The 24,025-nt window shown below is 37.3% G+C and carries 20 protein-coding genes; 16 read left to right on the top strand and 4 right to left on the bottom strand.

All coding sequences use genetic code 11. From position 1 onward, the window contains the following. Positions 1-228: 228 nt before the first annotated feature. The 5 genes from xylA to ACP8HG_RS04975 all read left to right on the top strand — a co-directional run bounded on the left by xylA (position 229) and on the right by ACP8HG_RS04975 (position 6,856). Positions 229-1,551, top strand: coding sequence for a xylose isomerase (xylA, locus tag ACP8HG_RS04955; protein WP_067208782.1), 1,323 nt, complete (start codon positions 229-231; stop codon positions 1,549-1,551). Positions 1,552-1,582: 31 nt separating this feature from the next. After that, on the top strand, positions 1,583-3,082 hold the full coding sequence (gene xylB / locus ACP8HG_RS04960; protein ID WP_340742029.1) for a xylulokinase: 1,500 nt from the start codon (positions 1,583-1,585) through the stop codon (positions 3,080-3,082). A 388-nt stretch (positions 3,083-3,470) separates the two neighbouring features. Continuing rightward, positions 3,471-4,454, top strand: a complete 984-nt coding sequence (locus ACP8HG_RS04965) for an aldo/keto reductase (RefSeq protein WP_438298281.1) — start codon at positions 3,471-3,473, stop codon at positions 4,452-4,454. Between the two features lie 273 nt (positions 4,455-4,727). Further along, positions 4,728-5,612 carry a PucR family transcriptional regulator gene (locus ACP8HG_RS04970; protein ID WP_438298282.1) on the top strand — a complete coding sequence of 295 codons (885 nt, stop codon included), beginning with the start codon at positions 4,728-4,730 and terminating at the stop codon, positions 5,610-5,612. 146 nt (positions 5,613-5,758) lie between these two features. Beyond that, positions 5,759-6,856, top strand: a complete 1,098-nt coding sequence (locus ACP8HG_RS04975; protein ID WP_067208792.1) for an ABC transporter ATP-binding protein — start codon at positions 5,759-5,761, stop codon at positions 6,854-6,856. A 129-nt stretch (positions 6,857-6,985) separates the two neighbouring features. Here the strand turns inward: ACP8HG_RS04975 and ACP8HG_RS04980 are convergent, their stop codons facing one another. After that, positions 6,986-7,801 (bottom strand): S1C family serine protease, encoded by an 816-nt coding sequence (locus ACP8HG_RS04980; protein ID WP_438298283.1) that lies wholly within the window; start codon positions 7,799-7,801, stop codon positions 6,986-6,988. Between the two features lie 204 nt (positions 7,802-8,005). Here ACP8HG_RS04980 and ACP8HG_RS04985 point away from each other — a divergent pair, with 204 nt between their 5' ends. From ACP8HG_RS04985 to ACP8HG_RS04995, 3 genes are all read left to right on the top strand, one after another. After that, complete coding sequence (locus tag ACP8HG_RS04985) at positions 8,006-9,094, top strand: hypothetical protein (RefSeq protein ID WP_438298284.1); 1,089 nt, start codon at positions 8,006-8,008, stop codon at positions 9,092-9,094. Between the two features lie 312 nt (positions 9,095-9,406). Continuing rightward, on the top strand, positions 9,407-10,750 hold the full coding sequence (locus ACP8HG_RS04990; RefSeq protein WP_187047665.1) for an AAA family ATPase: 1,344 nt from the start codon (positions 9,407-9,409) through the stop codon (positions 10,748-10,750). Then, a complete protein-coding gene (locus ACP8HG_RS04995; protein WP_438298285.1) occupies positions 10,737-11,468 on the top strand; it encodes a hypothetical protein in 732 nt (243 codons plus the stop codon). Before ACP8HG_RS04990 ends, ACP8HG_RS04995 begins: the two co-directional genes overlap by 14 nt. Positions 11,469-11,580: 112 nt before the next feature. Here the strand turns inward: ACP8HG_RS04995 and ACP8HG_RS05000 are convergent, their stop codons facing one another. Next, a complete protein-coding gene (locus ACP8HG_RS05000) occupies positions 11,581-12,741 on the bottom strand; it encodes an iron-containing alcohol dehydrogenase (RefSeq protein ID WP_342539781.1) in 1,161 nt (386 codons plus the stop codon). 571 nt (positions 12,742-13,312) lie between these two features. Here ACP8HG_RS05000 and ACP8HG_RS05005 point away from each other — a divergent pair. Further along, positions 13,313-13,777 carry a DinB family protein gene (locus ACP8HG_RS05005; RefSeq protein WP_067213926.1) on the top strand — a complete coding sequence of 155 codons (465 nt, stop codon included), beginning with the start codon at positions 13,313-13,315 and terminating at the stop codon, positions 13,775-13,777. Between the two features lie 832 nt (positions 13,778-14,609). Here ACP8HG_RS05005 and ACP8HG_RS05010 read toward each other — a convergent pair. Then, the gene (locus ACP8HG_RS05010) at positions 14,610-15,515 is read right to left on the bottom strand and encodes a TIGR01777 family oxidoreductase (RefSeq protein ID WP_438298286.1); all 906 of its coding nucleotides are present in this window, start codon (positions 15,513-15,515) and stop codon (positions 14,610-14,612) included. A 286-nt stretch (positions 15,516-15,801) separates the two neighbouring features. Between ACP8HG_RS05010 and ACP8HG_RS05015 the strand changes: the two genes are divergently transcribed. The 7 genes from ACP8HG_RS05015 (at position 15,802) to ACP8HG_RS05045 (ending at position 22,373) form a co-directional block, all read left to right on the top strand. Then, positions 15,802-16,137 (top strand): hypothetical protein, encoded by a 336-nt coding sequence (locus ACP8HG_RS05015; protein WP_342538129.1) that lies wholly within the window; start codon positions 15,802-15,804, stop codon positions 16,135-16,137. 122 nt (positions 16,138-16,259) lie between these two features. After that, the gene (locus tag ACP8HG_RS05020) at positions 16,260-16,466 is read left to right on the top strand and encodes a cysteine-rich CWC family protein (protein WP_187047868.1); all 207 of its coding nucleotides are present in this window, start codon (positions 16,260-16,262) and stop codon (positions 16,464-16,466) included. Between the two features lie 22 nt (positions 16,467-16,488). Next, a complete protein-coding gene (locus tag ACP8HG_RS05025; RefSeq protein ID WP_187047668.1) occupies positions 16,489-16,911 on the top strand; it encodes a DUF1801 domain-containing protein in 423 nt (140 codons plus the stop codon). 232 nt (positions 16,912-17,143) lie between these two features. Then, entirely contained in the window at positions 17,144-18,583 is a 1,440-nt protein-coding gene (locus tag ACP8HG_RS05030) for a PTS mannitol transporter subunit IICB (RefSeq protein WP_067213927.1), read from the top strand. Positions 18,584-18,638: 55 nt separating this feature from the next. Beyond that, the gene (locus tag ACP8HG_RS05035; RefSeq protein WP_438298287.1) at positions 18,639-20,762 is read left to right on the top strand and encodes a BglG family transcription antiterminator; all 2,124 of its coding nucleotides are present in this window, start codon (positions 18,639-18,641) and stop codon (positions 20,760-20,762) included. A 17-nt stretch (positions 20,763-20,779) separates the two neighbouring features. Next, positions 20,780-21,217 (top strand): PTS sugar transporter subunit IIA, encoded by a 438-nt coding sequence (locus ACP8HG_RS05040; RefSeq protein WP_067208818.1) that lies wholly within the window; start codon positions 20,780-20,782, stop codon positions 21,215-21,217. A 1-nt stretch (position 21,218) separates the two neighbouring features. Then, positions 21,219-22,373, top strand: coding sequence for a mannitol-1-phosphate 5-dehydrogenase (locus ACP8HG_RS05045; RefSeq protein WP_438298288.1), 1,155 nt, complete (start codon positions 21,219-21,221; stop codon positions 22,371-22,373). Positions 22,374-22,591: 218 nt separating this feature from the next. Here ACP8HG_RS05045 and ACP8HG_RS05050 read toward each other — a convergent pair whose 3' ends face one another. Next, entirely contained in the window at positions 22,592-23,878 is a 1,287-nt protein-coding gene (locus ACP8HG_RS05050; RefSeq protein ID WP_438298289.1) for an L-lactate MFS transporter, read from the bottom strand. Positions 23,879-24,025 lie beyond the last annotated feature (147 nt).

A 24,025-nucleotide genomic window follows, 5' to 3' on the forward strand; every position in this document is an offset into this window, starting at 1 on the left:
TGACTTATAGAATAAGCCAATCTCATTATTTAATAGAAAGAGGAATCATTAAAAGCATACACTACTCGTATAAAAAGTTCATCATTTCCAGTGATAAATGCAATCAGTTTTATAGTTGAAAACTTTGTTTAACTAATAGACAAACTAATGATTTGTGTTATAATTACAAATGTAAGCCTTTACATTCACTGTTGCTTTGTAACATAAAAAATCTAGGAGGTACAAACAATGACTTATTTCCTAAACATTGACAAGATTAAATTCGAGGGTTCATTATCAACAAATCCATATGCATTTAAATTTTATAATCCCGAGGAAAAAATCGGTGATAAAACAATGGAAGAAATATTACGCTACGGAGTCTCGTATTGGCATACATTTACGATGAATGGCTCAGATCCATTTGGCGGAGGCAACATGATTCGCTCGTGGGATAAGTTTAGTGGTATGGATTTAGCTAAAGCCCGCGTAGATGCTTCATTTGAATTTTACGATAAAATTGATGTACCATTTTTCTGTTTCCATGATATTGATATAGCACCAGAGGGTAGCAGTTTAAGAGAGTCTAATCAAAACTTAGATACAATTGTAAGTATGATCAAGGACTATATGAAAGATAGTAAAGCAAAATTACTTTGGAATACGGCGAATAACTTTACACACCCACGATTTGTTCATGGTGCTGCCACTTCAAGTAGTGCAGATGTATTTGCTTATTCTGCAGCTAAAGTGAAAAAGGGATTAGAAATCGGTAAGGAACTTGGTGCAGAAAACTACGTATTCTGGGGTGGCCGCGAAGGTTATGAAACACTTCTGAATACAAACATGAAGCTGGAGCTGGATAACTTAGCACGTTTCTATAATATGGCTATTGACTACGCCAAAGAAATTGGCTTTGATGCCCAATTTTTAATTGAACCTAAGCCAAAAGAGCCTTCAACACATCAATATGATTATGACGTAGCTACTGCACATGCATTCTTGCAAAGTTATGGTCTTGTAGATCATTTCAAGTTCAATATTGAAGCAAACCACGCGACATTAGCGGGACATACATTTGAACATGAACTTCACTATGCACGCATTAATAATATGCTGGGTTCAGTTGATGCAAACCAAGGGGATCCACTTATCGGATGGGATACAGATGAATTCCCTACGGATTTATGGTCAACAACACTTGCAATGTATGAAATTCTTAAAAATGGCGGACTTGGTAGGGGCGGCCTAAACTTCGATGCGAAAGTAAGAAGAGGTTCATTTGAGCCAGAAGATTTATTCCATGCACATATTGCTGGAATGGATGCTTTTGCAGTAGGTTTAAGGGTGGCACAAAATTTAATTGATGATAAGGTCTTGGAAAGTATAGTCGAAAATCGCTACCAGACTTACACAGAAGGTATTGGACTTGCTATTGTTGAAGGAAAAACAGACTTCCGTAAACTGGAAGAGTATGCTTATGGTTTATCAGATATAAAACAGACATCTGGTCGCTTAGAACAAATTAAAGCAACAATCAATCAATACTTATTGAAAGCTTTCGCTAACTAATTAAGTTTTGAATGGCAGGAGAGATGTAGCTATGAAGTATGTAATAGGTATAGATTTAGGAACAAGTGCTGTTAAAATTTTACTCGTCAATCAACATGGCGCTGTTGTTCAAGAGGTATCGAAATCTTACCCACTAATTCAAGAGAAAACGGGATATAGTGAGCAAAACCCTAAAGATTGGGTTGATCAGACTGTATCGGGTCTACTTGATCTTTTGAAGGATTTCGATGGGGATCCAGAAGATATTGAAGGCATTAGTTTTTCTGGGCAAATGCATGGACTTGTTTTGTTAGATGAAAATAATGAAGTATTACGTCATGCGATTCTCTGGAATGATACAAGGACAACAGCGGAGTGCAAGCGAATTTATGAAGTCGTTGGAGAAAAGCGTTTGTTATCTATTACAAAAAACCACGCATTAGAAGGATTCACTTTACCAAAAATAGTATGGGTTAAAGAACATGAGCCAGAGTTATTTAGTAAGGTTAAGACGTTTGTTCTTCCAAAAGATTACTTGCGTTACAAGCTTACAGGTAAATTACAAATGGAGTACTCTGATGCAGCTGGAACACTTCTATTGGATGTCAGTAAAAAAGAATGGAGTACAGAAATCTGTGAATTACTGGATATTGATACCAGTCTTTGTCCACCATTAGTTCACTCCTATCAGGAAGTAGGTAAGATAACATCTGAATTTGCAGAATCTACTGGTCTTGCCAACTCTACACGTGTATTTGCAGGTGGTGCTGATAATGCTTGTGGTGCTATTGGTTCAGGGATTTTAGAGGATGGAAAAACACTTTGTAGTATTGGGACATCTGGTGTTGTTTTGTCTTATGAAGCAAGTCCTGATAAAGATTTTCAAGGAAAGGTTCATTACTTTAATCATGGTGCTCCCGACGCGTTTTATACAATGGGTGTCACTCTTGCAGCGGGTTATAGCTTAACTTGGTTTAAAGACGTTTTTGCGGGGGACGAATCTTTCGATGATTTACTAGTCGATGTTGGGTCTGTCCCTGTTGGATCTAATGGACTGGTATTTACTCCTTATTTGGTGGGTGAAAGAACACCACATGCAGATGCTGCAATTCGTGCAAGCTTTATTGGAATGGACAGTTCTCATCACAGAAAAGATTTTGTTCGAGCAATTCTTGAAGGGATTACATTTTCGCTAAATGAAACTATTGATATTTTTCGTCAAAAGGGCAAACAAATCGATACGGTCATATCAATTGGCGGTGGTGCGAAAAATGAAGATTGGCTTCAGATGCAGGCTGATATTTTCGATGCTGATATTGTTAGACTTAAAAGCGAACAAGGACCAGGTATGGGGGCAGCCATGTTAGCAGCTTATGGATGTTCATGGTTTGATTCATTGAAGGATTGCGCGAATGAGTTCTTGAAGGAAGATAAACGATTTCATCCCAATAAAACTAATGTGGAAAAATATAAAAAGATGTTCGCTATTTATCAGGATATTTACGGTCAAACAAAAGATATTAATCGAAGGCTTTTAGAATTCCGTAGGTAGTCCTTTTAAATAAGAGTCTCAACTAGTTAGTTGGGACTCTTATTTATAGAAATACTAGTAACTATTCTGCATAACGGTGAAGAAGTTAATGACGAACATAACAGATAAGTGTGAAATTCTGACATAAAAGTCACTAATGAGATCTAACAAGAACAAGTGAATCCAAATAGGATAGAACTATTATATACAGTTTGAAGCATGTTCACCGAAGTTTTGCGGAAATGAAATGGATATGATTTGTTCGTAAAAGAGTGAATAATTAATATTATCGTGAGTACCAAAACGGCTTTTATTCATTAGTATACGTATTAAAGCTATTGTTCTTGTATTTCAAATCTGTTGTTATAGGCTTTGTTAAAAAATACTTGGATAAGTGGAGTGAGGAAAAATGAATTATCGTCAAATTGGCAATACAGATTTAAAGGTAAGTGAGCTCAGCTTTGGTACTTGGGCAATTGGCGGAGCTTGGGGAAGAACGAATGATCTAGAAGCATTGAAAGCTTTAGACCACGCAATAGGAAAAGGTGTAAACTTTTTCGATACGGCAGATGTTTATGGAGATGGCCATAGTGAGGAACTATTAGCGAAAGCAACCAAAGGAAAACAATCTGAAATTCATATAGCAACTAAATTCTGTCGAGCAGGGGATGTACATGACCCTAAAACATACTCAATGGAAAGTGTTACAAAGTATTGTGAAGACAGCTTAAGACGACTTAATCGCGATCAACTTGATTTGTTTCAAATTCATTGTCCACCAATGGAGATTTTAAAGAATGGTCAAGTGTTTGAAGTACTTGATCGTTTGAAAGAACAGGGGAAAATTCGCTATTATGGTGTTAGTGTTGAAACTGTTGAAGAGGGTTTATTTTGCTTGGAGCAACCTAATGTTAGTGCATTGCAAGTCATATTTAACCTATTTCGTCAAAAGCCGTTAGAAGCACTATTTCCGCAAGCAAAGGAACAGGGGGTTGGTATTCTCGCGCGAGTTCCACTAGCAAGTGGGTTATTAACAGGGAAGTTTAGAGCCAATTCACAGTTTGAAACAGATGATCATCGTAATTTTAATCGAGATGGAGAAGCATTTAATATTGGAGAAACATTTGCAGGGGTAGAATTTGCAAAGGGTATAGAGTTAAGTGACAAACTTACTTGGATAGCTGAAAATAGAGGGAATATGACACGGGCAGCACTCAAGTGGATTTTAGAACACGATGCAATTTCTTGTGTAATACCTGGATTTAAAAGCGTTGCTCAAGTAGAAGATAACTTGCAAACTGTAAACGTAGAAAGTTTTACGGAAAAGGAAATGACCAAATTGGCGAAATTTTACAAGGATGAAGTGCAACGGGAAATTAGAGGGGCGTATTGAGTTTGTAATGAGGCTGTAAAAAGCGTCTATGCTTGTTTCAGCAGAAACTTTTACTAATACATTGGTTATCACAAAAATGCCAAAGGGAAAATTCCTTAGGCATTTTTACATTACTTTGTTTTACTGGAACTGCATCATATTTATGTTTATGTGTAGTTGCAAAAACGGAATCATCTAATTGCAAGGCGTATGTAAGTATTAATGTGGTACTATTAATTTTGACATAATAATCTAAAGTAAAATGTTTTTCGAAAAAGGTAAAGAGGTGCTTTGATGATCAATCAATTACGTAAAATTTATTCTTCACTTCTTGTATATTCTGAGAGAAAGGATAACCTAGACCGTACATATAAGTGGTTTGTGACAGACGACAATGAAATTATTGGTATTAGTGAAGAAGAATTAACTTCCAAAGATTTATCATTATTAACTACTTTCTTATTACCATATAATATAAACTTACCATTACCTACCGCTGAAGAACAAAAGTGGAGAAACACAGTTCATTCGACTGAAGTAAATCCTAACTTTGAAATTAAAAATCCCTATCGCTTTATTTACTTTTCAATCAAAAAAAATCAAATTGACCCAATTATATTTAAAGATGCCATTCATGAACTATTTGCAAATCCAGTTCCTATTCTATGGGAAAATGGACATGAAGGGATTATCATAGAAGAACAGACAGTCTATGAAGATAGCATCTCTTTTGAAGAGATTAAAGATATACTCATGAGCGATTTATATGTGAAAATCAACTTCTTTATAGGATCTTATAAAGACGGTTTGGAGGACATCGCTCAGTATTATCACTCATTAATAAATGCGGCTAAGAAAGTATTTATATATACGAATAAGACAGTAGTAACGTATATTGATGCTGTGCCCTATCTACTTATCAATCAAACAGAATCAGATTTACGTTCCGATATTGGCAAAACTATTTTACAAGAATACATAAACGATGAAGAAACACTGAAAATGATTGAAACGTTTCTTCAATGTAATTTAAATATATCGGAGACTGCAAAAGTATTACATATGCACCGAAATAGCCTACAATATCGGTTGGATCGTTTTTTTGAAAAGACGGGGATTGATGTCCGACAATTTCATCATGCAATGACAGTTTACCTGGCACTTTTAGCCAGAAAGTAACTCCATTTGTTCGGAAACACCGTTCATAGTAAATATGCACGAATACTGTCCAGATCTTTGTGCATATTCACCATTACTCAAATAGTGTAAATATTGTATTCTATTAATAGTAGATGAAAGCACTTACATACACTGGAGGGAATAAAATGGCAGACTTGAAATTGGTAAATATAAGAAAAGTATATGATAAAGATGTTGTTTCCGTTAAAGATTTTAGTTTGGAAATTAGAGATAAAGAATTTTTAGTATTAGTTGGTCCATCAGGTTGTGGAAAATCAACAACACTTAGAATGATTGCTGGTTTGGAAGAAATATCAGGAGGCGATCTTTTCATCGGGGGTAAAAGAGTGAACGATGTCCCACCAAAAGATCGTGACATTGCTATGGTTTTCCAAAACTATGCATTATATCCACATATGGACGTTTACAATAATATGGCATTTGGTTTGAAGCTACGTAAATTTAAAAAAGATGAAATAAAAAAACGTGTTGATAATGCGGCTAAAATTTTGGGACTTGAGGACCTCTTAAATCGTAAACCAAAGGCACTTTCAGGTGGACAGCGTCAACGTGTTGCTTTAGGACGTGCTATTGTACGTGATGCCGAAGTATTCTTAATGGATGAGCCATTATCTAACTTAGATGCTAAGTTACGCGTACAAATGCGTGCGGAGATTCAAAAGTTGCACAGGCGCCTGCAAACAACAACTGTTTATGTAACCCATGACCAAACGGAAGCGATGACAATGGCCACGCGGCTCGTAGTAATGAAGGATGGATTTATTCAGCAAGTAGGAGCCCCTAAAGAAGTTTACGATGAACCTAACAATGTTTTTGTTGGTGGTTTTATTGGTTCTCCAGCAATGAACTTCTTAAACGGTAAACTAGAAGAGAATCATTTTGTCATGGGAGATGTAAAGGTTCTGGTACCCGAGGGTAAAATGAAATATCTTCGCGAGCAAAACTATATTGGTAAAGATATCATTCTAGGAGTTCGTCCAGAAGATATTCATGATGAACCGTTATTCCTTGATTTTTCTCCTGAAACAAAAATCAGGGCTTCGATTGAAGTTGCTGAATTAATGGGAGCCGAGATTATACTTTATTCTAAAGTAAATGACCAAGACTTTGTTGCACGTGTAGATGCGCGTTTCAATGTTGTGGCTGGAGAAACAATCGACTTAGCATTTGACCTTAATAAAGCACACTTTTTCGATAGCGAATCAGAATTACGAATTAAATAAGATTAAAAAGTAAAGCCACTAAGGGAATTAATTTTCCTTTAGTGGCTTTGTATTTGGATTCTTTGATGTTGAAAATGGTTGCCAAACACCACCTATATATCTATTTAACATCTTATCTACAAACACTACTTATTGTCGATCATAAAACTCATCTACCGGAACAAATAAACCGACTTTTCCATGTGTTTCATGATCTAACGTGGCGAAAACAATGCCAATCACCAGCCCCTTGCTATTAAATACGGGGCTACCGCTATTACCTCGATAAACCGGTGCCTTCATCATAACGACAGGTACATCCCAATCTGGTAGCTGGATATAATCAATTATCGTACCTTCATTTGCAATGCCCTTAAAACTTAAAGGATTACCAATAAAGTTTATGGCTTCATTAGCTGTAAAAGTCGTTTTTTCAGCGAGTTCTAAATGGGGTAGGTCTTGTCCATTGACTTTTAATACAGCAAGATCGACTGATGGATAGGTATATACAACTTCTGCCGTAAAACGTCCTTCTACTGGGAAAAAGACATTTACTGTGTCGGTTCCTTCGACAACATGATAGTTTGTTAGAATAGTTCCGTCACTCGAAATGGAGAAACCTGTGCCTTTGCTTTCAGCGGATTGAATAACAACAACAGATTTCTTATAGGTAGCAATGTTTTCTTGCTTCGATAATTTTGAGGAAGTTTGTAAGAATTCAATGGCTGGTATTGAATACACTTCAAAAATGATCGCAAATGTGTTGAAAACCATCACAATGGAGATAAGCCAAAATAGCCATGTTGGAAATGGGCGTTTCGTTTTGGGGTTTGTTTTTTCTTGCGCCTCTCTATAAAGGACCTCCTGTTGTGCTTCTAATACCAGTGCTTGTAGCTCTTCATCATCAATTTCCTCATTTGAATCAACGTCTTTTAAATCAGGCGGTTGTTTTTCATTCGAATTCATGCACGCACACCCTAACTATTAAATACATTTCGTTATAGTTCATTATAGCAAAGGAAAGAATACAACGTTTTTTCTTTTATTTGTTTGTCATCATTTATTAAGTCAGAACATATAATGAATGGTTCAATGACATTTAGATGGAAGAATGAATATTGTCCAAGCGTATTTTTCTTACACAATTATTTAGTAAAAGGGGAATGAGATATGAGCAGAGAAAAGCAGAGAATGTTGGTCCTTTCTATAGCATTAGCACTTGGGATTGGCGGAGTGATGCCATCTTATACTTTCGCAGCGGTGGAACAAGCTGGATCACACTTTCAAATTGGACAGATTGTCAAAGGGACAGTCGTTGAAAATTGGGGTAATGAAATAATCGTTAAAGGTGATAGCGGTGAACGCTACCATGTAGGATTGCATACTTTTACTGAGGAGAAAATCCAGGCGATGAATTTCTCAGTTGGAGCTTTGGTGCAAATCGAAGGAGAAGTCCTGGAAAGCATTGCGGATTTTTATAGCTTTGACTACTTTGTTAAAAATCTACCGCTCGGGGTGACAAAAGATGAAATTAAAAAGCTTGAACTTCTTTACAATGAGGTAATGACTTTAGAAAAGGATGAGTTATGGGAGGAGGCAGGAGAACTATGGGTGCAAATTAATCGAATAACCAATCCATATTATCTTGCAAATTGGGAGCCTGAAGCATTTGACGTCTATATAAGTATGTTTGAATATCCATTTACGTCTAATGACCTGCTGCAAATGGAAGAACTATATTATCAATGGGTTTCACTTGCAAAAAGTGGGGCGGAGATAGAATCTGGCGTTAAATTAGATCAGTTTTTTGAAATTGTCAATACTTATTATGTAGAGCCCACATTTGAAGAGTATATTATAGATTTAGGTACGACTATTTCCAAAACAGATTTTCCGGTGATAAAGAAATTATATGAGGATGCTCGCCAGGCTAGTAGTGATGGAGACGATCAACTGGCGATGGATAAATGGGAGGCATTTGACTCCGTGATGCGACCGTATTATCGCGCTGCCAATCCAATGCCCACATTTGATGAACAAATGGCTTATTATGATTTCGAAGTATCTAAGGAAAATCTTTCTAAACTACAAAAAATTTATACTGGCATCATTGACTTGGAGCTTAATGGTAAATATGATGAAGTAGATAGTCAATGGGAGTCATTTTATAGCATTTTGGAGCCGTATTTCTCAATGAATGTAAATATCCCATTCCGTGCCACACAAGTCATAATCAACGGCGAGACTTTTCAAAGATAAAACGTATGTTAAAATGTCTATCGTTTCGGTAGGCATTTTTGTGTTGTCTTAAATATAACGTAAATATTTCTAAAGCATTGAAAATTAGTTTTAGGTAGACGTCTGTGTAAAGCTACTCAGTCAATACACCCTAATTTCACTACAGCTTCCAATTGCTAGCCTGAATAACTTATGACAAGTAAGAGCATATTGATAAGTAAATTACATTTTCACCGCCGATAAACGCATTTAATAATTTACTCTTTAAATGCATTTATCATTGAAAGTAAATGAATATCTTCATTTTATGTAGAAATTCATAGGAGGACCTCCATGAAAAGTATTGTCAGGGTAACCAAAGTAGAAATAACTAATTTGAAAAACGTTAAAAATGGTGAGTTTCACACAAATTCAACTTTCAATACATTGGAGAAAGCTGATGTCATAGGGTTTTATGGTCAAAATGGTTCTGGGAAAACTGCGGCAGTGGAAGCGTTCAATCTGTTAAAGACTTTATTATCAGCCAATTATAATGCTCCACTTCCCAAGCTCACATCTAATTTGCTATATTTTAATGAAAAGACTATTCGTTTATTGTTTCAATTTATTGTTGAAAATCAATTCGGTGAATTCTACGTTAACTATTCAGTTTCTTTGACGGCGGGAAAAGGAAGGTATCAAGTTGTCGAAGAACAAGTAGTATATCGAGAAAATAAGGAAAATGAGCCATTCAAAGTTCTAATTTCGAAAACTGTTAAAGGATTAACGATAGGAGCTAATGAATCACATGAAATGAATGAATCTGCAAGGGTCTCAGTCATAGTAGCCAATAGAATGGCCACTAGTAACTCAACTTCTTTTGTATTTCGAGAAGAGTTAAAGGAAGTATATGAAGAGCATTTAGAAGAAACTGAAATTGAAATCATGAAAAGTCTTTCAGATGACCTTAATCGTGATTTACACATCATTGATACGATTCAATATGGTTTATTAGTTGCCAATCTTGTTATGCCTTTTAGTGTTCATTTGGAAAGAAAGCGTGGACATATACCCTATGAGATGGCGGACACAATGGTGTTACCACTGGACTTATTTAAAACGATTGACCAAGTGGTTAGTCAGACGAATATTGTCTTGCAGACCATTATCCCAGGCCTTCTAATAAAGATAAGGCAAATTAATAAGCAGAAGTTGAGTGATGGCAGTGAAGGGGTTCGCTTTGAGTTTCTATCAAAACAAGGGGAGATTGAACTTCCTTTACGAAGTGAATCGGAAGGTACATTGAAAATTATTTCTATCTTAAGTACTCTTATTGCAGTTTATAATAATCCGAACGCTTGTGTTGTAATTGATGAGCTCGATGCAGGGATTTTTGAATACTTACTTGGCGAAATATTAGAAGTTCTGAACGAAAATGCACAAGGTCAACTTTTTTTCACTTCTCATAATTTAAGAATATTAGAAGTGCTTCCAATTAGAAACTTATGGTTTACGACTCTTAACGAAGAGGATAGATACCAACAATTAAAAGGGGTTGAAAGGCTAAGCAATGCACGGGATATCTATCTACGTGCAGTGCAACTGGGCGGTCAAGACGAAGAAGTCTATGCAGAAACAAATTTATATGATATTAAAACGGCATTCCGAAAAGCTGGGATTATACATGACAAATACTAAAAAGAAGGTCGTGTTATTACTTGTCGAGGGAAGCTGCGAAGAGGTATTGCTATACAATCGGTTACGCAGTCTTTTCGAGCAGCATAATATACGTTTCCATATTCAGCACGGCGATATTTTATATGACTTGGACAGGCCGGAAGAACCTATCAAGTCTGTGATTGGAAATGCAGTAAATGAATTTATGATAAAAAGTAAATTTCGTCCTGAAGATGTATTCTGTGTGTTGCATATTATTGATATGGATGGCTGTTTCATCCCAGAAGATGCAATTGTTATTGATGACACCCAAAAAGAATTAACGCTTTACCACGAGGATCGAATAACTGTTCCGCATGAAAAACAAAAGCAACAAATAGCAGCTAGAAATATGGATAGAAGTACAAATATCAATATAATGAAGGCATTGGATAAGATAATTGCTGGTGAAATTGACTACCGTATGTATTACTTTTCAAGAAATTTGGAACATGTTCTATTCAAAGAACCCAATCCAGAAAAGGATAGGAAATTTCCAGAAGTAGAACGATTTATTGAGCAGTTGGAGATACCAATTGAAGACTTTTTACAGGGATCTATGCCATTGGTAGACGGTGCAGATTCTTATAAGGAAAGCTGGGAAAGGATTTCTGAAAGGACGGCTTCATTGCAAAAATATAGTAATGTGCCTTTGTTATTCGAATTTGTTAAATTACGGTCTGGCTTTCAGAGTCCCTAAAATAGCATATAGTCAGGTGTTAGTGTTCAGTTATAAGACAAAGAAAAAACCACTTTATTTCAAAAGTGGTTTCTTTTCTATGGCTTTCTATTTGATGTATTGACCTGCAACCTTACATGGAACGAATTAAAATATCTCTGACACTTTCTCGATCTAATTCTTTGTAAAGGCCAACCCCAGGTTTAATAAAAGTTTTATCGATAATTAATTCAATATCTTTGTCGTCAATCCCATAGTCGCTCAAACGATTGGGAGCATCGAGAGAATCCCAGAATGTACGAAGCGCTTTCGCTCCTTCTTTTGCGACTTCAATATCACTCTTGCCTTTATCAGAAATACCAAAAACGTTCATTGCCAACATTTTTACTCGGGATGGATCATCTTCAAGTACATGCTCTAACCAGTTTGGGAACAATATGGCCAGTCCTCCACCGTGTGGTATGTCATAAACAGCCGAAAGTGCATGTTCTATTCGATGAGACCCCCAGTCACCGCCATCTGTTCCATTCGACAATGTTTCATTAAATGCAGTTGTACTAATATACATCATCGTCTCACGATGTTCATAAGAAGTTAAGTCTTCAAGTAATTTTGGTGCAGTTCGAATCGCTGTTCGGAGTAGTGATTCAATGAATCCATCGATCATAGGCGTGTTTCTTGTACGATGGAAATAACTTTCAAGAGCATGAGACATACTATCGACAATTCCATATACTGTTTGTTTACGGGACACCGAGTACGTATAAGTCGGATCCAGGATTGAAAACTGCGGGAATACATGTGGCGAACCCCAACCAAGTTTATCCTTTGTGTCCCAGTTTGAAATAACAGATATCGGATTCATTTCAGAGCCAGTTGCCGCTAATGTAAGGACAGTTCCGATTGGGAGAGCTGATGTTATCGGAGCTTTTCGGGTAATTAAATCCCAAACATCTCCATCATACTTAGCTCCAACAGCAATAGCTTTCGTACAATCAATTGCACTTCCGCCACCGACGGCTAAAAGAATATCGATTTCCTCTGATTTGCAAATTTCAACGCCTCTATGCACCGTTGTTAAACGTGGATTTTGTTCCACACCAGGTAATTCAAATACCGTAGCTTCTGCTTTAGTGAGTTCTTTCATCACATCTTCATAGACACCATTTTGCTTAATACTGCCTCCACCATAAACTAGAAGGACTTTCTTATGAGCAACTTCTGTTGATAATTGACTAATTTGCCCCCTACCAAAATATAACTTCGTCGGGTTGTGTTGTGTAAATATATTCATCATTATTGCACCTCTTCTTAATAAAATCTTTCATCTCGCTGCAAAGGGGGATATGAGCCCCATTTAAAAAATTACAGTACGAACATTCTAGGTGGGATAACAGCTGAGAAAAGCCCTATTCGTTCAATTAATACTTTATCACGACTAGTGTTCAATCGTCGCAGATGCTGATCTAGGGTAAGGTATGTATCACTATATCTCCTATATATGTTAAGATAATGATGTCTGAAATATTGGACAATATTTTTCGGCTTGGCGACTAAAAAGATCCATCGAGCCTAAGTTCTTATTTTCTATCATAATTGAAGAGAAGAAAATCGTAACGATGTCCAATTCATTATCGAATTGCTTCATTAGATAGTTAGTGTAGCAGGGAATTAACCACCAAGCAAAGTGTATCAGTAGAGATTCAATCTCATTCAAGCTGATATACCGATTCAATTTCCTAGTTAGTTTCGGCAGTTGTCATTTAAATAATACTTTCGGGAGTGAACTACTTTTGGAGAATAATACGATATTTTTAATTGATCAAAAAGAGGGGTTAAGTCTAGAGTTCAGTAAACTGGTTTCTATGATGGATTATACTAGAGTTACAACGATTCGTGAAATCGAAAGTTTAACAGTTGAAGAATTGGATTTTCTTTATGGAGAAGAATCGAATTCAATCGGAATGTTGCTTGCTCATATGATATCGGTTGAAAAGGCATACCAAATCTTCACGTTCGAAAATCGAGATATTACAGATGATGATAGTAGTACGCTAAATCCAGGATTAGATTTAGGGAATAGTGCGCGAGATCAAATTAAAGGAAATAGCATTGATTTCTATTTGGAACAATTAGCTGAAACAAGGAACAAAACAATTGAAACGTTTAAAACATTGAAAGATGAATGGTTATTTGAACAAATGTCATTTTGGGATGGACTACCCACGAACAATTATTTTAAATGGTTTCATGTGTTTGAAGACGAACTAAATCATCGAGGTCAGATTCGAATTATAAAAAAGATGATAAATAAACCTAAAGGGCGATAAAGTGAAATAGGTGTCAAGTGACAGAATCTAACGCAAACAAGATTGTTGCAAATACTAGTTTAAAAGAGAGTAGAGAAGGGTTTCATTCGAAAAAAATGCAAATTGCAACTAAATATGTTGAATTAAAGAATCCCATTGAATTTACTGTGGCGCTCAATAATGAGAGAGGTGTGATTCGGGGTATGTAGAACGCTTGACGCCTCGCATCTAGTCTCACGGCTTCGGCTACCCCTTTGCCGCGCCTACGCTAGCGTTGTTCATTGTTGAAGAGAGTTATGATTCGGAGTGTATATGCCGAGGTTATAATGTGATTATTTTTTGATGGTGATTTAATTCAAGAAAGACGCACTAGAGATTGCAGGTCTCATTCCGGTAACGAAATGCTCTTTCTCACATAGTCCATCCAGCGAAGGTGCGTCTTCGTGGTAGCCGGAGCGATGAGACTGAAAGGGGTCTTCTTTCTGGCTTATCGCGGGAGGCATCCACAAAGCGTCGAAGCGGTATTGGCAGGAATTCTAATTTGCTCTATGTAGTGGGGCTTTTTCAGTGGCCACCCAAAAGCCTTTGTAAAGCGTATACGCCGTATTCATTTGTTCAACATATATAGTCGAAAAGCCTATCAACAGCGGAGTGAAATTATAGGACATTATCAACGAGCATGTGGTCAAAATGGTGCTGTCCCAGTCACTGACGAGTTGAAGCGGAAATACGATAGGCGACCAGCTTTTTAGATGAATTGAGGAATATGTACAGTGGAATTGAAACCCAATACATTATGATGAAAAACGGTTCAAGGGTATTATTCCTTGAACCGTTTTTATGTCCATATTAATCATTGTATCTTATTAGAAGTTTTTAGTATTTGTTGAAGTGCCTCCCCGATTGTACCAAATGTAAACTGAAAACCTTCCTTTTCTAATCGATCAGGAACAACCCAACGGCTTTTTAAAATCAATTCCGTTTCAGTGTTCATAAAGATGGCTCCCATTTCGAGCATCCATTTTGGCGAGGGTAATCCGATCTTTCGGTTCATCGTTTTTCGCAGTTGTGTCATGAATACTCGATTCGTGATCGGCTGGGGGGCTGAACAATTGAATATGCCATTCAATTGTTCGTTGCTTTGAAGAAATAAGATGACTCGAAACACATCTTCTATATGAATCCAACTAAACATTTGATTACCTGTTCCTTGTACTCCGCCGAGCCCAAAGCGCACGAGGTTGAGGTAGGGCTCCATCACTCCACCATCCTCACCGAGGACAATAGCAATTCTTAAAGCGACTTTCCTTGTTTGGGGTAGCTGAAAATCAAATAGGGATTTCTCCCAAGCTTGTGCTACTTCTACGGAGAATCCGGTTCCAATATCGCCACTAGCCTCCGTCATAGATCGATCCTCCGCATGTCGATAAATCGTAGCCGAGCTTGAATTGATCCATAATGGCGGTGGGTTTTTACAGGCTAGCAGAGCACTTCCAAGTATTTCTGTGGTCCCAGTTCTGGAGTCTAGGATTTCTTTTTTATTCTTCTCATTATAACGGCAGTTGACGGACTTCCCAGCAAGATTGATGAGCATCTCGGCACCTTCTAAGGCATCTACAATGCCTACGCTATCCGTCCAAAAAAGATGATGGGGTTGTCTTGAAATGATAATTACTTCATAGCCTATATTCGTAAACTTCTCTTCAAAGTATTGACCTATAAAACCCGTTCCACCAGCTATGACTATTTTCTTTTTCATATCATCCACTCGTTTCTTGTAGTTCTTCCTAATTGGACGATGCTTTGCTCAGTTATGTTGCAAAGTTAGATTTTGACTTAGAGAACCAAGCTCCCTTGTTGTTAGCATGAATTAAGCGACGAAAAATAATGAAACCAATGTTCTTATTGTGATACAATACATGCAAAGCATTTGCATAAGCAGGGGGAGTATGGCGTGTATCTTACCAATATCTGAATCAATATATTAAGGATTTCACTAGCTATATAGAAATCTATTTTCCCAGCTTAATTAGGAGGTAAATAGAATGATTTATGTAAAAGGAATTGTATCTTTTCTGTCCAACAGTAAATTACCAAAAACAAAAACATATATGAAAAACAAATTTGTAAGTATGAAAATTATTGAAATAACCGAGCGGTATTCAACTACTGAGGAAGAACAATCTGTAGTGATCACATGTAGTTTTACTGTTTCTATGGACGAAGACTATGTATGCAAATCACTTGAGGATTACAACGGAAAAGTTAAACCTTTTTTACAGAAACATATAAAAAGTTTAATTTATAGAGTAGAAATTCATCACTTAAATTATTTAAGGAACAGTGAAATGAAATCAACTGCTCGTATATCTTCATATTAATTAATCAAAAATTTCTTCTGATGTGTAAGCAATACTAATCGTTTAGTCCTATGACCGTTTAAATGTGTGAGATATGTATAATGAGCTCTGAAATAATCTGTGTAAATAAGGGAGGCAAAACGATGGTCCAAGCATTCGATACAGCAGAAAGTTACCAATGTCCTATTTGTAAAGGCAATAATAATTGCTGTAATTCAACAGAAAAATCTCTAGGTATATGTTGGTGTAGTGGAGAGTTCTTTCCGAAAGCAATTTTCGACCTAGTACCTTACGATCAATTGAGAAAATCATGCATATGTAAAAAATGTCTAGACGAGTTCGTAGGGTGATAGAAGAGAGGGGGTATAAAATATGTACGAACAAAAAATGAAGGCAACAGACAATGATGTTATTGAATTTATTGAGAATGTAGAAAATCCGAAAAAACGTGCAGATGCTTACACGCTACTCGATATATTTAAAGAGACGACTGGCTTTGAAGCAAAAATGTGGGGACCAAGCATTATTGGTTTTGGATCGTATCATTATGTATACAAAACGGGCCACGAAGGTGACGCACCTTTGGCAGGTTTCTCTCCGCGAAAAGCAAAAACTAGTTTGTATTTTGCACCCGGAGATAGCGAACGTGATGCATTGTTGGCGACATTTGGAAAACACACTTCTGGCAAAGCATGTGTGTACATTAATAAAGTCGATGATATCGATACGAACGTATTAAAAGAGTTAATTACTCAATCGGTTACGTTTTTGCAAACACAATATCCGGAGAATTAATTACGATTTATCAGCAGATAGATATGCGTTGACCATTAACTAGATCGAGAACTATTAATTCTGACAATAAAGCAGAGCTATGCGTATACTTAGTTCCATCAAGCACACACATGGCAACAATAGAAGTGACAAAATAGCGTTTACATTCAATTGCTTAACGAATGTAAACGCTTTATTATTGGTAGTAATCAAACAGTTGTCGCTTTATAAAAAAGGAAGGGAGTGTATGTTTATGGAAAATGAACAGCAAACAAATTCAGGATTCAAAATGAAAGTCCAACGTTTTGGAAGTTTTTTAAGTGGGATGATCATGCCGAATATCGGTGCATTTATTGCTTGGGGGATTATTACAGCATTATTTATTCCAACGGGTTGGATTCCGAACGCAAGCTTTAGTGAACTGGTAGATCCTATGATTTATTACTTATTACCAATTTTAATCGGTTTTACAGGTGGCCGTCTTGTCCATGATATTCGTGGGGGAGTCGTTGGGGCAATTGTCACAATGGGGGTTATTGTTGGAGCGCCAGATGCTCCAATGTTCCTCGGTGCAATGATTGTAGGACCTTTAGGTGGATGGTCCATTAAACAATTTGATAAATTAGTTGAAGGAAAAATAAAATCAGGTTTTGAAATGCTTGTCAATAACTTTTCATCAGGTATTATTGGCTTCATTTTAGCTTTAGTTGCTTTTAAAGGAATTGGCCCAGTTGTAGAGGCGTTGAATAAAGCTCTTGGAGCAGGTGTGCAAGCGATTGTCGATGCGAATTTATTGCCAATTGCTAGCATATTGATAGAGCCAGCAAAAGTGTTGTTTTTAAATAATGCTATTAACCATGGTGTGTTAAGTCCGATTGGGCTTGAGCAAGCTACACAAACAGGTAAATCAATTCTCTTTCTATTAGAGGCCAATCCAGGACCCGGTCTCGGGATATTACTTGCGTATATGATTTTTGGTAAAGGGATGGCGAAGCAAACGGCATCGGGGGCAGGAATCATTCATTTCCTCGGGGGGATTCATGAAATTTATTTCCCGTACATTTTAATGAGACCATTGCTATTGGTTGCTGCCATTGCAGGAGGCGCTACGGGCGTATTTACATTTCAATTATTGGGAGGCGGCTTGGTTGCCACGGCATCGCCAGGTAGTATTTTTGCCATCCTTGCCATGACGCCAAAAGGTGGCTTTGTAGCTGTTATCGCGGGCGTGCTCTTTGCAACAGTTGTGTCATTCATTGTAGCATCGATTATCTTAAAAACAGGCAAGGAAACTGAAGAGGATGACTTGTTAAAAGCTACGGAAAAAACGTCTGCGTTAAAAGGTAAAGAGAGCCGTGCAGCAGACTTTATGCAACAATCGATTGCTGAAGAAGCTGTTCAAGAAGTGTCATTTGCAAATGTCGAAAGTATTATTTTTGCATGTGATGCGGGCATGGGTTCCAGCGCAATGGGTGCCTCAATTTTGAGGAATAAAGTGAAAAAAGCTGATATTGATGTTGCGGTTTCGAATATGGCTATCAGTAACTTACCGCCTGATGCGGAAGTAGTAATCACTCATAAAGATTTAACTGAACGTGCGAAAGCAAAATCACCAAACGCATATCATATTTCTGTCGAAAACTTTTTAAATAGTCCGAGATACGATGAACTTCTTGAAAAACTGAAAAAGTAATGAGTGTACACTTAAACTCAGCCTAATTCGAAAGAAATTAGGCTGAGTTTTACCAATGATTATAGAGCATTTCAGTGGGGTGTTTAACGTGGATATTTCAGCTCGGGAAAAAGTTATCTTGGATGAATTGATCAACAGAAGTGAAGAAGTAACAATTAAAGAGTTATCGGAGAAAATAGCAGTCAGCCCTCGGACCATTCACCGCGATTTGAATACGATAGAAAAGTTATTGCGTCCATACAACCTTGAACTTATAAGGAAAACTGGGGTTGGCATTCAGATTCTAGGGGAAGAAACAAATAAGGAAATATTAAAAAAAAAGCTAAACACTTTCTCCTCTCGCGAGTATACATTGGACGAAAGGCGAACAATGATTCTTTGCACATTATATGAATCAACAGAACCTGTGAAGCTGTTTGCGCTCGCCAATGAACTAGGAGTGGCGATTGCAACGATTAGTTCAGATTTACTAAAGCTAGAGGAACAATTAAAACCCTTTCAACTTTTAATAGTGAAAAAAAGAGGGTATGGAATTAAAATAAGCGGATCCGAAAAAGCAAAACGAAGAGCAATGAGTTACGTGATTGCCAAGACTTTAAAAGAAGACGAGTTGTTTTCATTTATTAAAGAACGTATCCAGAAGAAGTCTGGGAATCACGAAAGTTCTATATCCAAACGGTTATTACATCTTGTTGATAGGAAAAAATTACTTGTTATTGAAGATGTCATGCAACAATTAAATCGAGTACTCCCATTTCCAATTACGGACAATGCTTATGTCGGACTCATCGTTCATTTAACTTTGGCAATTGAACGTATTATGTTAGGTGAAAACATTCAGATGGATACGATATATTTGGAGCAGTTAACAAAGGAACCGGAATACCATATTGCACACGAAATTATCACTAAATTAGCGACCCGTTTCCAGATTGATATCCCTAATGCTGAGATTGGATATATTACGATGCATCTTCAAGGAGCTAAGCTTCGTCATAATGAAGGACAATTACTTGAAGCTTCCAATTTGGAAACGTTCATGCAAGCGAAGAAACTGATTCAGTACATGGAAGATGCTACGGGTGAAGATTTGAAGGATAACGCGCCCCTCTTAGAAGGTCTTGTTACACATTTGAAGCCTGCGATTTATCGAATTCGACAGAATATGGGTATCACCAATCCATTGTTGAAAAATATTCGTAAAGACTATGAAGAACTGTTTCAACTAGTTAAGGATGCAGTAGGAGAAGTATTTCCAGAATTACGAGTTCCCGATGAAGAGACAGGTTACTTAGTTATGCACTTCGGATCTGTTTTACTTGGCTTGAGGGGCGAAAAGGACTTAAAAGCCTATATTGTTTGTTCTAGTGGCATTGGAACATCGAAAATGCTTGTATCGCGACTTCAACGGGTAATACCAGAAATTGCAGAAGTAGTGAATGTATCTCTATTTGAATTGAATGAACTTCAAATCTCAGATAGAGACTTAATTATTTCCACTATTTACTTACAAGATTTTACTAAGGAATATATGATCGTCAGTCCGTTTATGACACAAGAAGAAATTAAGCAAGTTCAGCTGTATGCAAGAAGGCAGATGCTGATAAAAAAACCGGTTGCCTTGTTAAATCGCGTTCGTTCAAGCGTTGATGAAATAATTAACAGAATGAAAAATATCCAATTATACACGGAAACTATAGCCGAGTTATTATCGGGTTTTCAGCATTCATCACAAAATGAATATATGTCGATAAAAAAGTGTATACGGGTAGCATGCCATCAATTGGAAAAACAAAAAATTATAAAAGATGATGAAATTGTAGCAAATGCTCTATTTGCAAGAGAAGCTCTTGGTGGGATAGGAATACCTGAAACAAAGCTCGCTTTATTTCACACCCGTCATGAACAAGTTCTAAAGCCTTCTTTTACGATTCAAACACTCAAAGACCCAATCGTTATGACAGCAATGGACGGAACTGATAGCGAAGTCAAGCATTTATTACTGTTGTTAGCCCCCCATCAATACCATAAGCAGGGTTTAGAAGTACTGAGTTTCATTAGTGCACTAATTATCGAAAACGAAAAAAGTGTCGAATTGTTTGAATCCAATCAGGGGACGCTTATCCATTCTTATTTGGCACAGAAATTTGAGCAGTTCATAGATGAAAAAATAAATTGACTAGAGGAGTTTTTATAATGACATTACCAATTTTATCAATCGAAAACATTGTGTTGAATCAAGTACTGGCAACAAAAGAAGAAGCAATCCGCTTAACAGGGAAAATCCTTTTTGACAGAGGCTATGTTCAGTCAAGTTATATAGAAAAAATGCTTCAACGTGAAGAAATGACATCTACGTACATGGGCAATTTTGTAGCCATTCCACATGGTACAGACGATGCAAAACAAGAAGTGAAGGAGTCAGGTATTGCGATTATTCAAGTGCCTGGGGGTGTGGATTTCGGAGATGGGAATATCGTGAAATTGATCTTTGGGATTGCTGGAAAAGGGGATGAGCATTTAGAAATCCTGTCGAATATTGCAATCGTAGTTTCTGATGAAGAAAATGTAGAAGCAATTGTGTATGCATCATCTAAAGATGAAGTCTTATCCTTCTTTGAAGGAGTGAACTAACATGATCGCTGTTCATTTTGGCGCTGGAAATATAGGAAGAGGTTTCATTGGAAACTTATTGTATCAATCCGGATTTGAAACATGCTTTGTAGATGTGAACAGCGAGCTTGTTAATTTGATAAACGAAAAAAAACAATACCGTGTTGAACTTGCAAATGAAGCTCACGAAGGACTACTTGTGAAAAATGTTCGGGCTATTAATAGTGCGACGAATCCGGAATTAGTAATCGAAACAATTGCCAAAGCCGATCTTGTTACAGCGGCGGTTGGGCCGAATGTATTGCCCTTTATCGCGGGATTACTTGCTGATGGACTTAAGGAGCGTCTCATTCAAACGGGACAACCGTTAACAATCATCGCTTGTGAAAATATGATTGGTGGAAGTGCTTTTCTAAAAGAAAAAGTATATGAAAAGTTAACTGAAGACGAAAAATCCCAATTCGATAACTGTTTTAGCTTTCCGAATGCAGCGGTAGATCGGATTGTTCCTAACCAGATAAATGAAGACAAGACAGCGGTTCAAGTGGAGCCTTTTTATGAATGGGTAGTTGAGGAATCAGAGATCATTGGTGAAAATCCGCCTGTTAAAGGGATTACGTTCGTTAAAGATTTGGAACCATATATTGAAAGGAAATTATATACGGTAAATACAGGCCATGCTGCCGTTGCTTACTTTGGTTATTTGGCAGGTATCAGGAGAATGGACGAAGCACTTGCGAGTGAAGAAATCAAAACTATGACTGAGAATGTCTTGCAAGAAACCGGTAAATTACTCATTGCTAAATATCAATTTAATGAGCAAGAGCATGGCGATTATATACAAAAAATTATGGGGCGTTTTGCAAATCCCTTTATATCTGATGATGTAACACGAGTGGGTCGTTCACCTTTACGTAAACTCAAATTCAATGATAGGCTGGTCGGCCCAGCAACTCAATACGTGGAGTTGTTTGACGAGACACCGACTTTCTTGGCGCTGGGAATTGCAGCAGCATTGCGTTATGATTATTTGGAAGATCCCGAAGCAAAGCTCATTCAAGAAACAATTCAGCGGCAAGGTGTTCGTCATGCAATTGAAACATTTACTGGTTTGAAGGCTGGAACAGCTCTATTTACAGCGATTGAAGAGGGATATCAAAAACTTAAGGGAAATTAAATTACAGTAATGACATAATTGAATGATGGCTGAAAGTATAAGGAGTTGTCATCTATATAAAAAGAAGCTCATTTGCATGCAGATGAGCTTCTTTTTATATAAGAAAAAATGAAGTTAAAATCGATCTTGTTTTGTCAGGTAGAGATGGATTAGCTGCTTAAGCATTTAGAATTTGAGATGGCTATCCATGTTTTCGAGATTACTTGCGGCAGTGATAATCATCCACTTACAACTTTTTCTAAGGGCTTAAGTGCGGGTTTTTCGCCTTCCACTTGAACTTTTCTAATATCAACTCTGATTAATATGGAAATAACGAATGCAACTACAAACAAACCAGCGAAATAGAGCAAGCTGCTTTCGTAACTACCCGTCATATCTTTCATCCATGCAGCGAACATAGGCCCAGCAAGACCAGCTGCCGACCAAGCAGTTAGTATATAACCGTGGATTGCACCAAGCTGTTTCGTTCCGAAAATGTCGGCAATGTATGCGGGAATGGATGCGAAACCACCGCCATAGCATGTGTAAATGACTGCGAGCATAATTTGAAATAGCAGTGCATTTGTTGTGAAAGGCAATAGTGCAAACAAAAAGATTTGGATTACAAAAAATGTGGTATATGTGTTTTGTCTACCTATATAATCAGAAGTAGCCGCCCAGCCAAGTCTGCCGGCTCCATTAAAGATACCGAGGACCCCGACGAGTGCTGCAGCCTGTATAGTTGTCATACCGATACTGTCAATTGCGAGTGGTTTTGCGGCTGATAATATACCAATGCCACATGTGACATTAATAAAGAGCATTAGCCATAAATAGTAAAAACGTTTGGTTTTCACTGCTTCATTCGCTGTCAATTGTGCCAAGTCTCTCTTTTGTTCGATTTTTCCTGCTTTAACTTTTTCAATAAATCCAGCGGGTGCCCAGCCTTCTTCAGGCTTTTCAAGATATAAAGAGGATAAAATCATAACTAAAAAGTAAGAAACACCCAAAATAAAGAATGTGTTTTTTAGCCCAACAGAAGTAATAAGCGCTTCCATAATTGGGCTACTAATAGCTGCAGCAAAACCGAATCCCATAATGGCAAGACCGGTCGCAAGTCCACGGCGGTCAGGGAACCATTTTACAAGAGTGGAAACTGGCGCAATGTAACCAACGCCAAGCCCAATCCCACCCAGTACCCCATAAAATAAATATAGTAATGGAAGCGAGGAAGCGCTTACAGCAAACCCGGAACCAATTACACCCGAGCCAAAACAAATAGCTGCCATGATTCCCGCTTTCCTTGGCCCATATTTCTCCACGAAGTGACCAAGAAATGCTGCAGACAGCCCCAAAAATAGAATGGCGATACTGAATGTGAGTTGTACTTGACTTGTGGACCAACCAAACTGATCGATTAATGGATTTGTAAAATTGCTCCAAGCATATACGGAGCCGATAGAAATATGAATACCAACTGCGGATGCGGCAATCAACCACCTGTTCTTCGTTTTACTCCCCTTCAAACCTTTTCCCCCTTTATGAAAATATGAAATTAAACAGATATAAACCTGTAATCCCCAAAGGTAATTTCGAGCAGCTGAGCCCCTATATTTAAATAGCCTTTTATTTACATGAAAGATGTATAATGTGTTAATGTTAGACATTTCAGT

The sequence above is a fragment of the Sporosarcina sp. FA15 genome (assembly GCF_051550195.1).
GTDB classification, from domain to species: domain Bacteria; phylum Bacillota; class Bacilli; order Bacillales_A; family Planococcaceae; genus Sporosarcina; species Sporosarcina psychrophila.

Coding starts and splice junctions, on each gene's coding strand:
- xylA (WP_067208782.1), top strand. CDS start 229: ATGACTTATTTCCTAAACATTGACAAGATTAAATTCGAGGGTTCATTA.
- xylB (WP_340742029.1), top strand. CDS start 1,583: ATGAAGTATGTAATAGGTATAGATTTAGGAACAAGTGCTGTTAAAATT.
- ACP8HG_RS04965 (WP_438298281.1), top strand. CDS start 3,471: ATGAATTATCGTCAAATTGGCAATACAGATTTAAAGGTAAGTGAGCTC.
- ACP8HG_RS04970 (WP_438298282.1), top strand. CDS start 4,728: ATGATCAATCAATTACGTAAAATTTATTCTTCACTTCTTGTATATTCT.
- ACP8HG_RS04975 (WP_067208792.1), top strand. CDS start 5,759: ATGGCAGACTTGAAATTGGTAAATATAAGAAAAGTATATGATAAAGAT.
- ACP8HG_RS04980 (WP_438298283.1), bottom strand. CDS start 7,801: ATGAATTCGAATGAAAAACAACCGCCTGATTTAAAAGACGTTGATTCA.
- ACP8HG_RS04985 (WP_438298284.1), top strand. CDS start 8,006: ATGAGCAGAGAAAAGCAGAGAATGTTGGTCCTTTCTATAGCATTAGCA.
- ACP8HG_RS04990 (WP_187047665.1), top strand. CDS start 9,407: ATGAAAAGTATTGTCAGGGTAACCAAAGTAGAAATAACTAATTTGAAA.
- ACP8HG_RS04995 (WP_438298285.1), top strand. CDS start 10,737: ATGACAAATACTAAAAAGAAGGTCGTGTTATTACTTGTCGAGGGAAGC.
- ACP8HG_RS05000 (WP_342539781.1), bottom strand. CDS start 12,741: ATGAATATATTTACACAACACAACCCGACGAAGTTATATTTTGGTAGG.
- ACP8HG_RS05005 (WP_067213926.1), top strand. CDS start 13,313: ATGATGGATTATACTAGAGTTACAACGATTCGTGAAATCGAAAGTTTA.
- ACP8HG_RS05010 (WP_438298286.1), bottom strand. CDS start 15,515: ATGAAAAAGAAAATAGTCATAGCTGGTGGAACGGGTTTTATAGGTCAA.
- ACP8HG_RS05015 (WP_342538129.1), top strand. CDS start 15,802: ATGATTTATGTAAAAGGAATTGTATCTTTTCTGTCCAACAGTAAATTA.
- ACP8HG_RS05020 (WP_187047868.1), top strand. CDS start 16,260: ATGGTCCAAGCATTCGATACAGCAGAAAGTTACCAATGTCCTATTTGT.
- ACP8HG_RS05025 (WP_187047668.1), top strand. CDS start 16,489: ATGTACGAACAAAAAATGAAGGCAACAGACAATGATGTTATTGAATTT.
- ACP8HG_RS05030 (WP_067213927.1), top strand. CDS start 17,144: ATGGAAAATGAACAGCAAACAAATTCAGGATTCAAAATGAAAGTCCAA.
- ACP8HG_RS05035 (WP_438298287.1), top strand. CDS start 18,639: ATGATTATAGAGCATTTCAGTGGGGTGTTTAACGTGGATATTTCAGCT.
- ACP8HG_RS05040 (WP_067208818.1), top strand. CDS start 20,780: ATGACATTACCAATTTTATCAATCGAAAACATTGTGTTGAATCAAGTA.
- ACP8HG_RS05045 (WP_438298288.1), top strand. CDS start 21,219: ATGATCGCTGTTCATTTTGGCGCTGGAAATATAGGAAGAGGTTTCATT.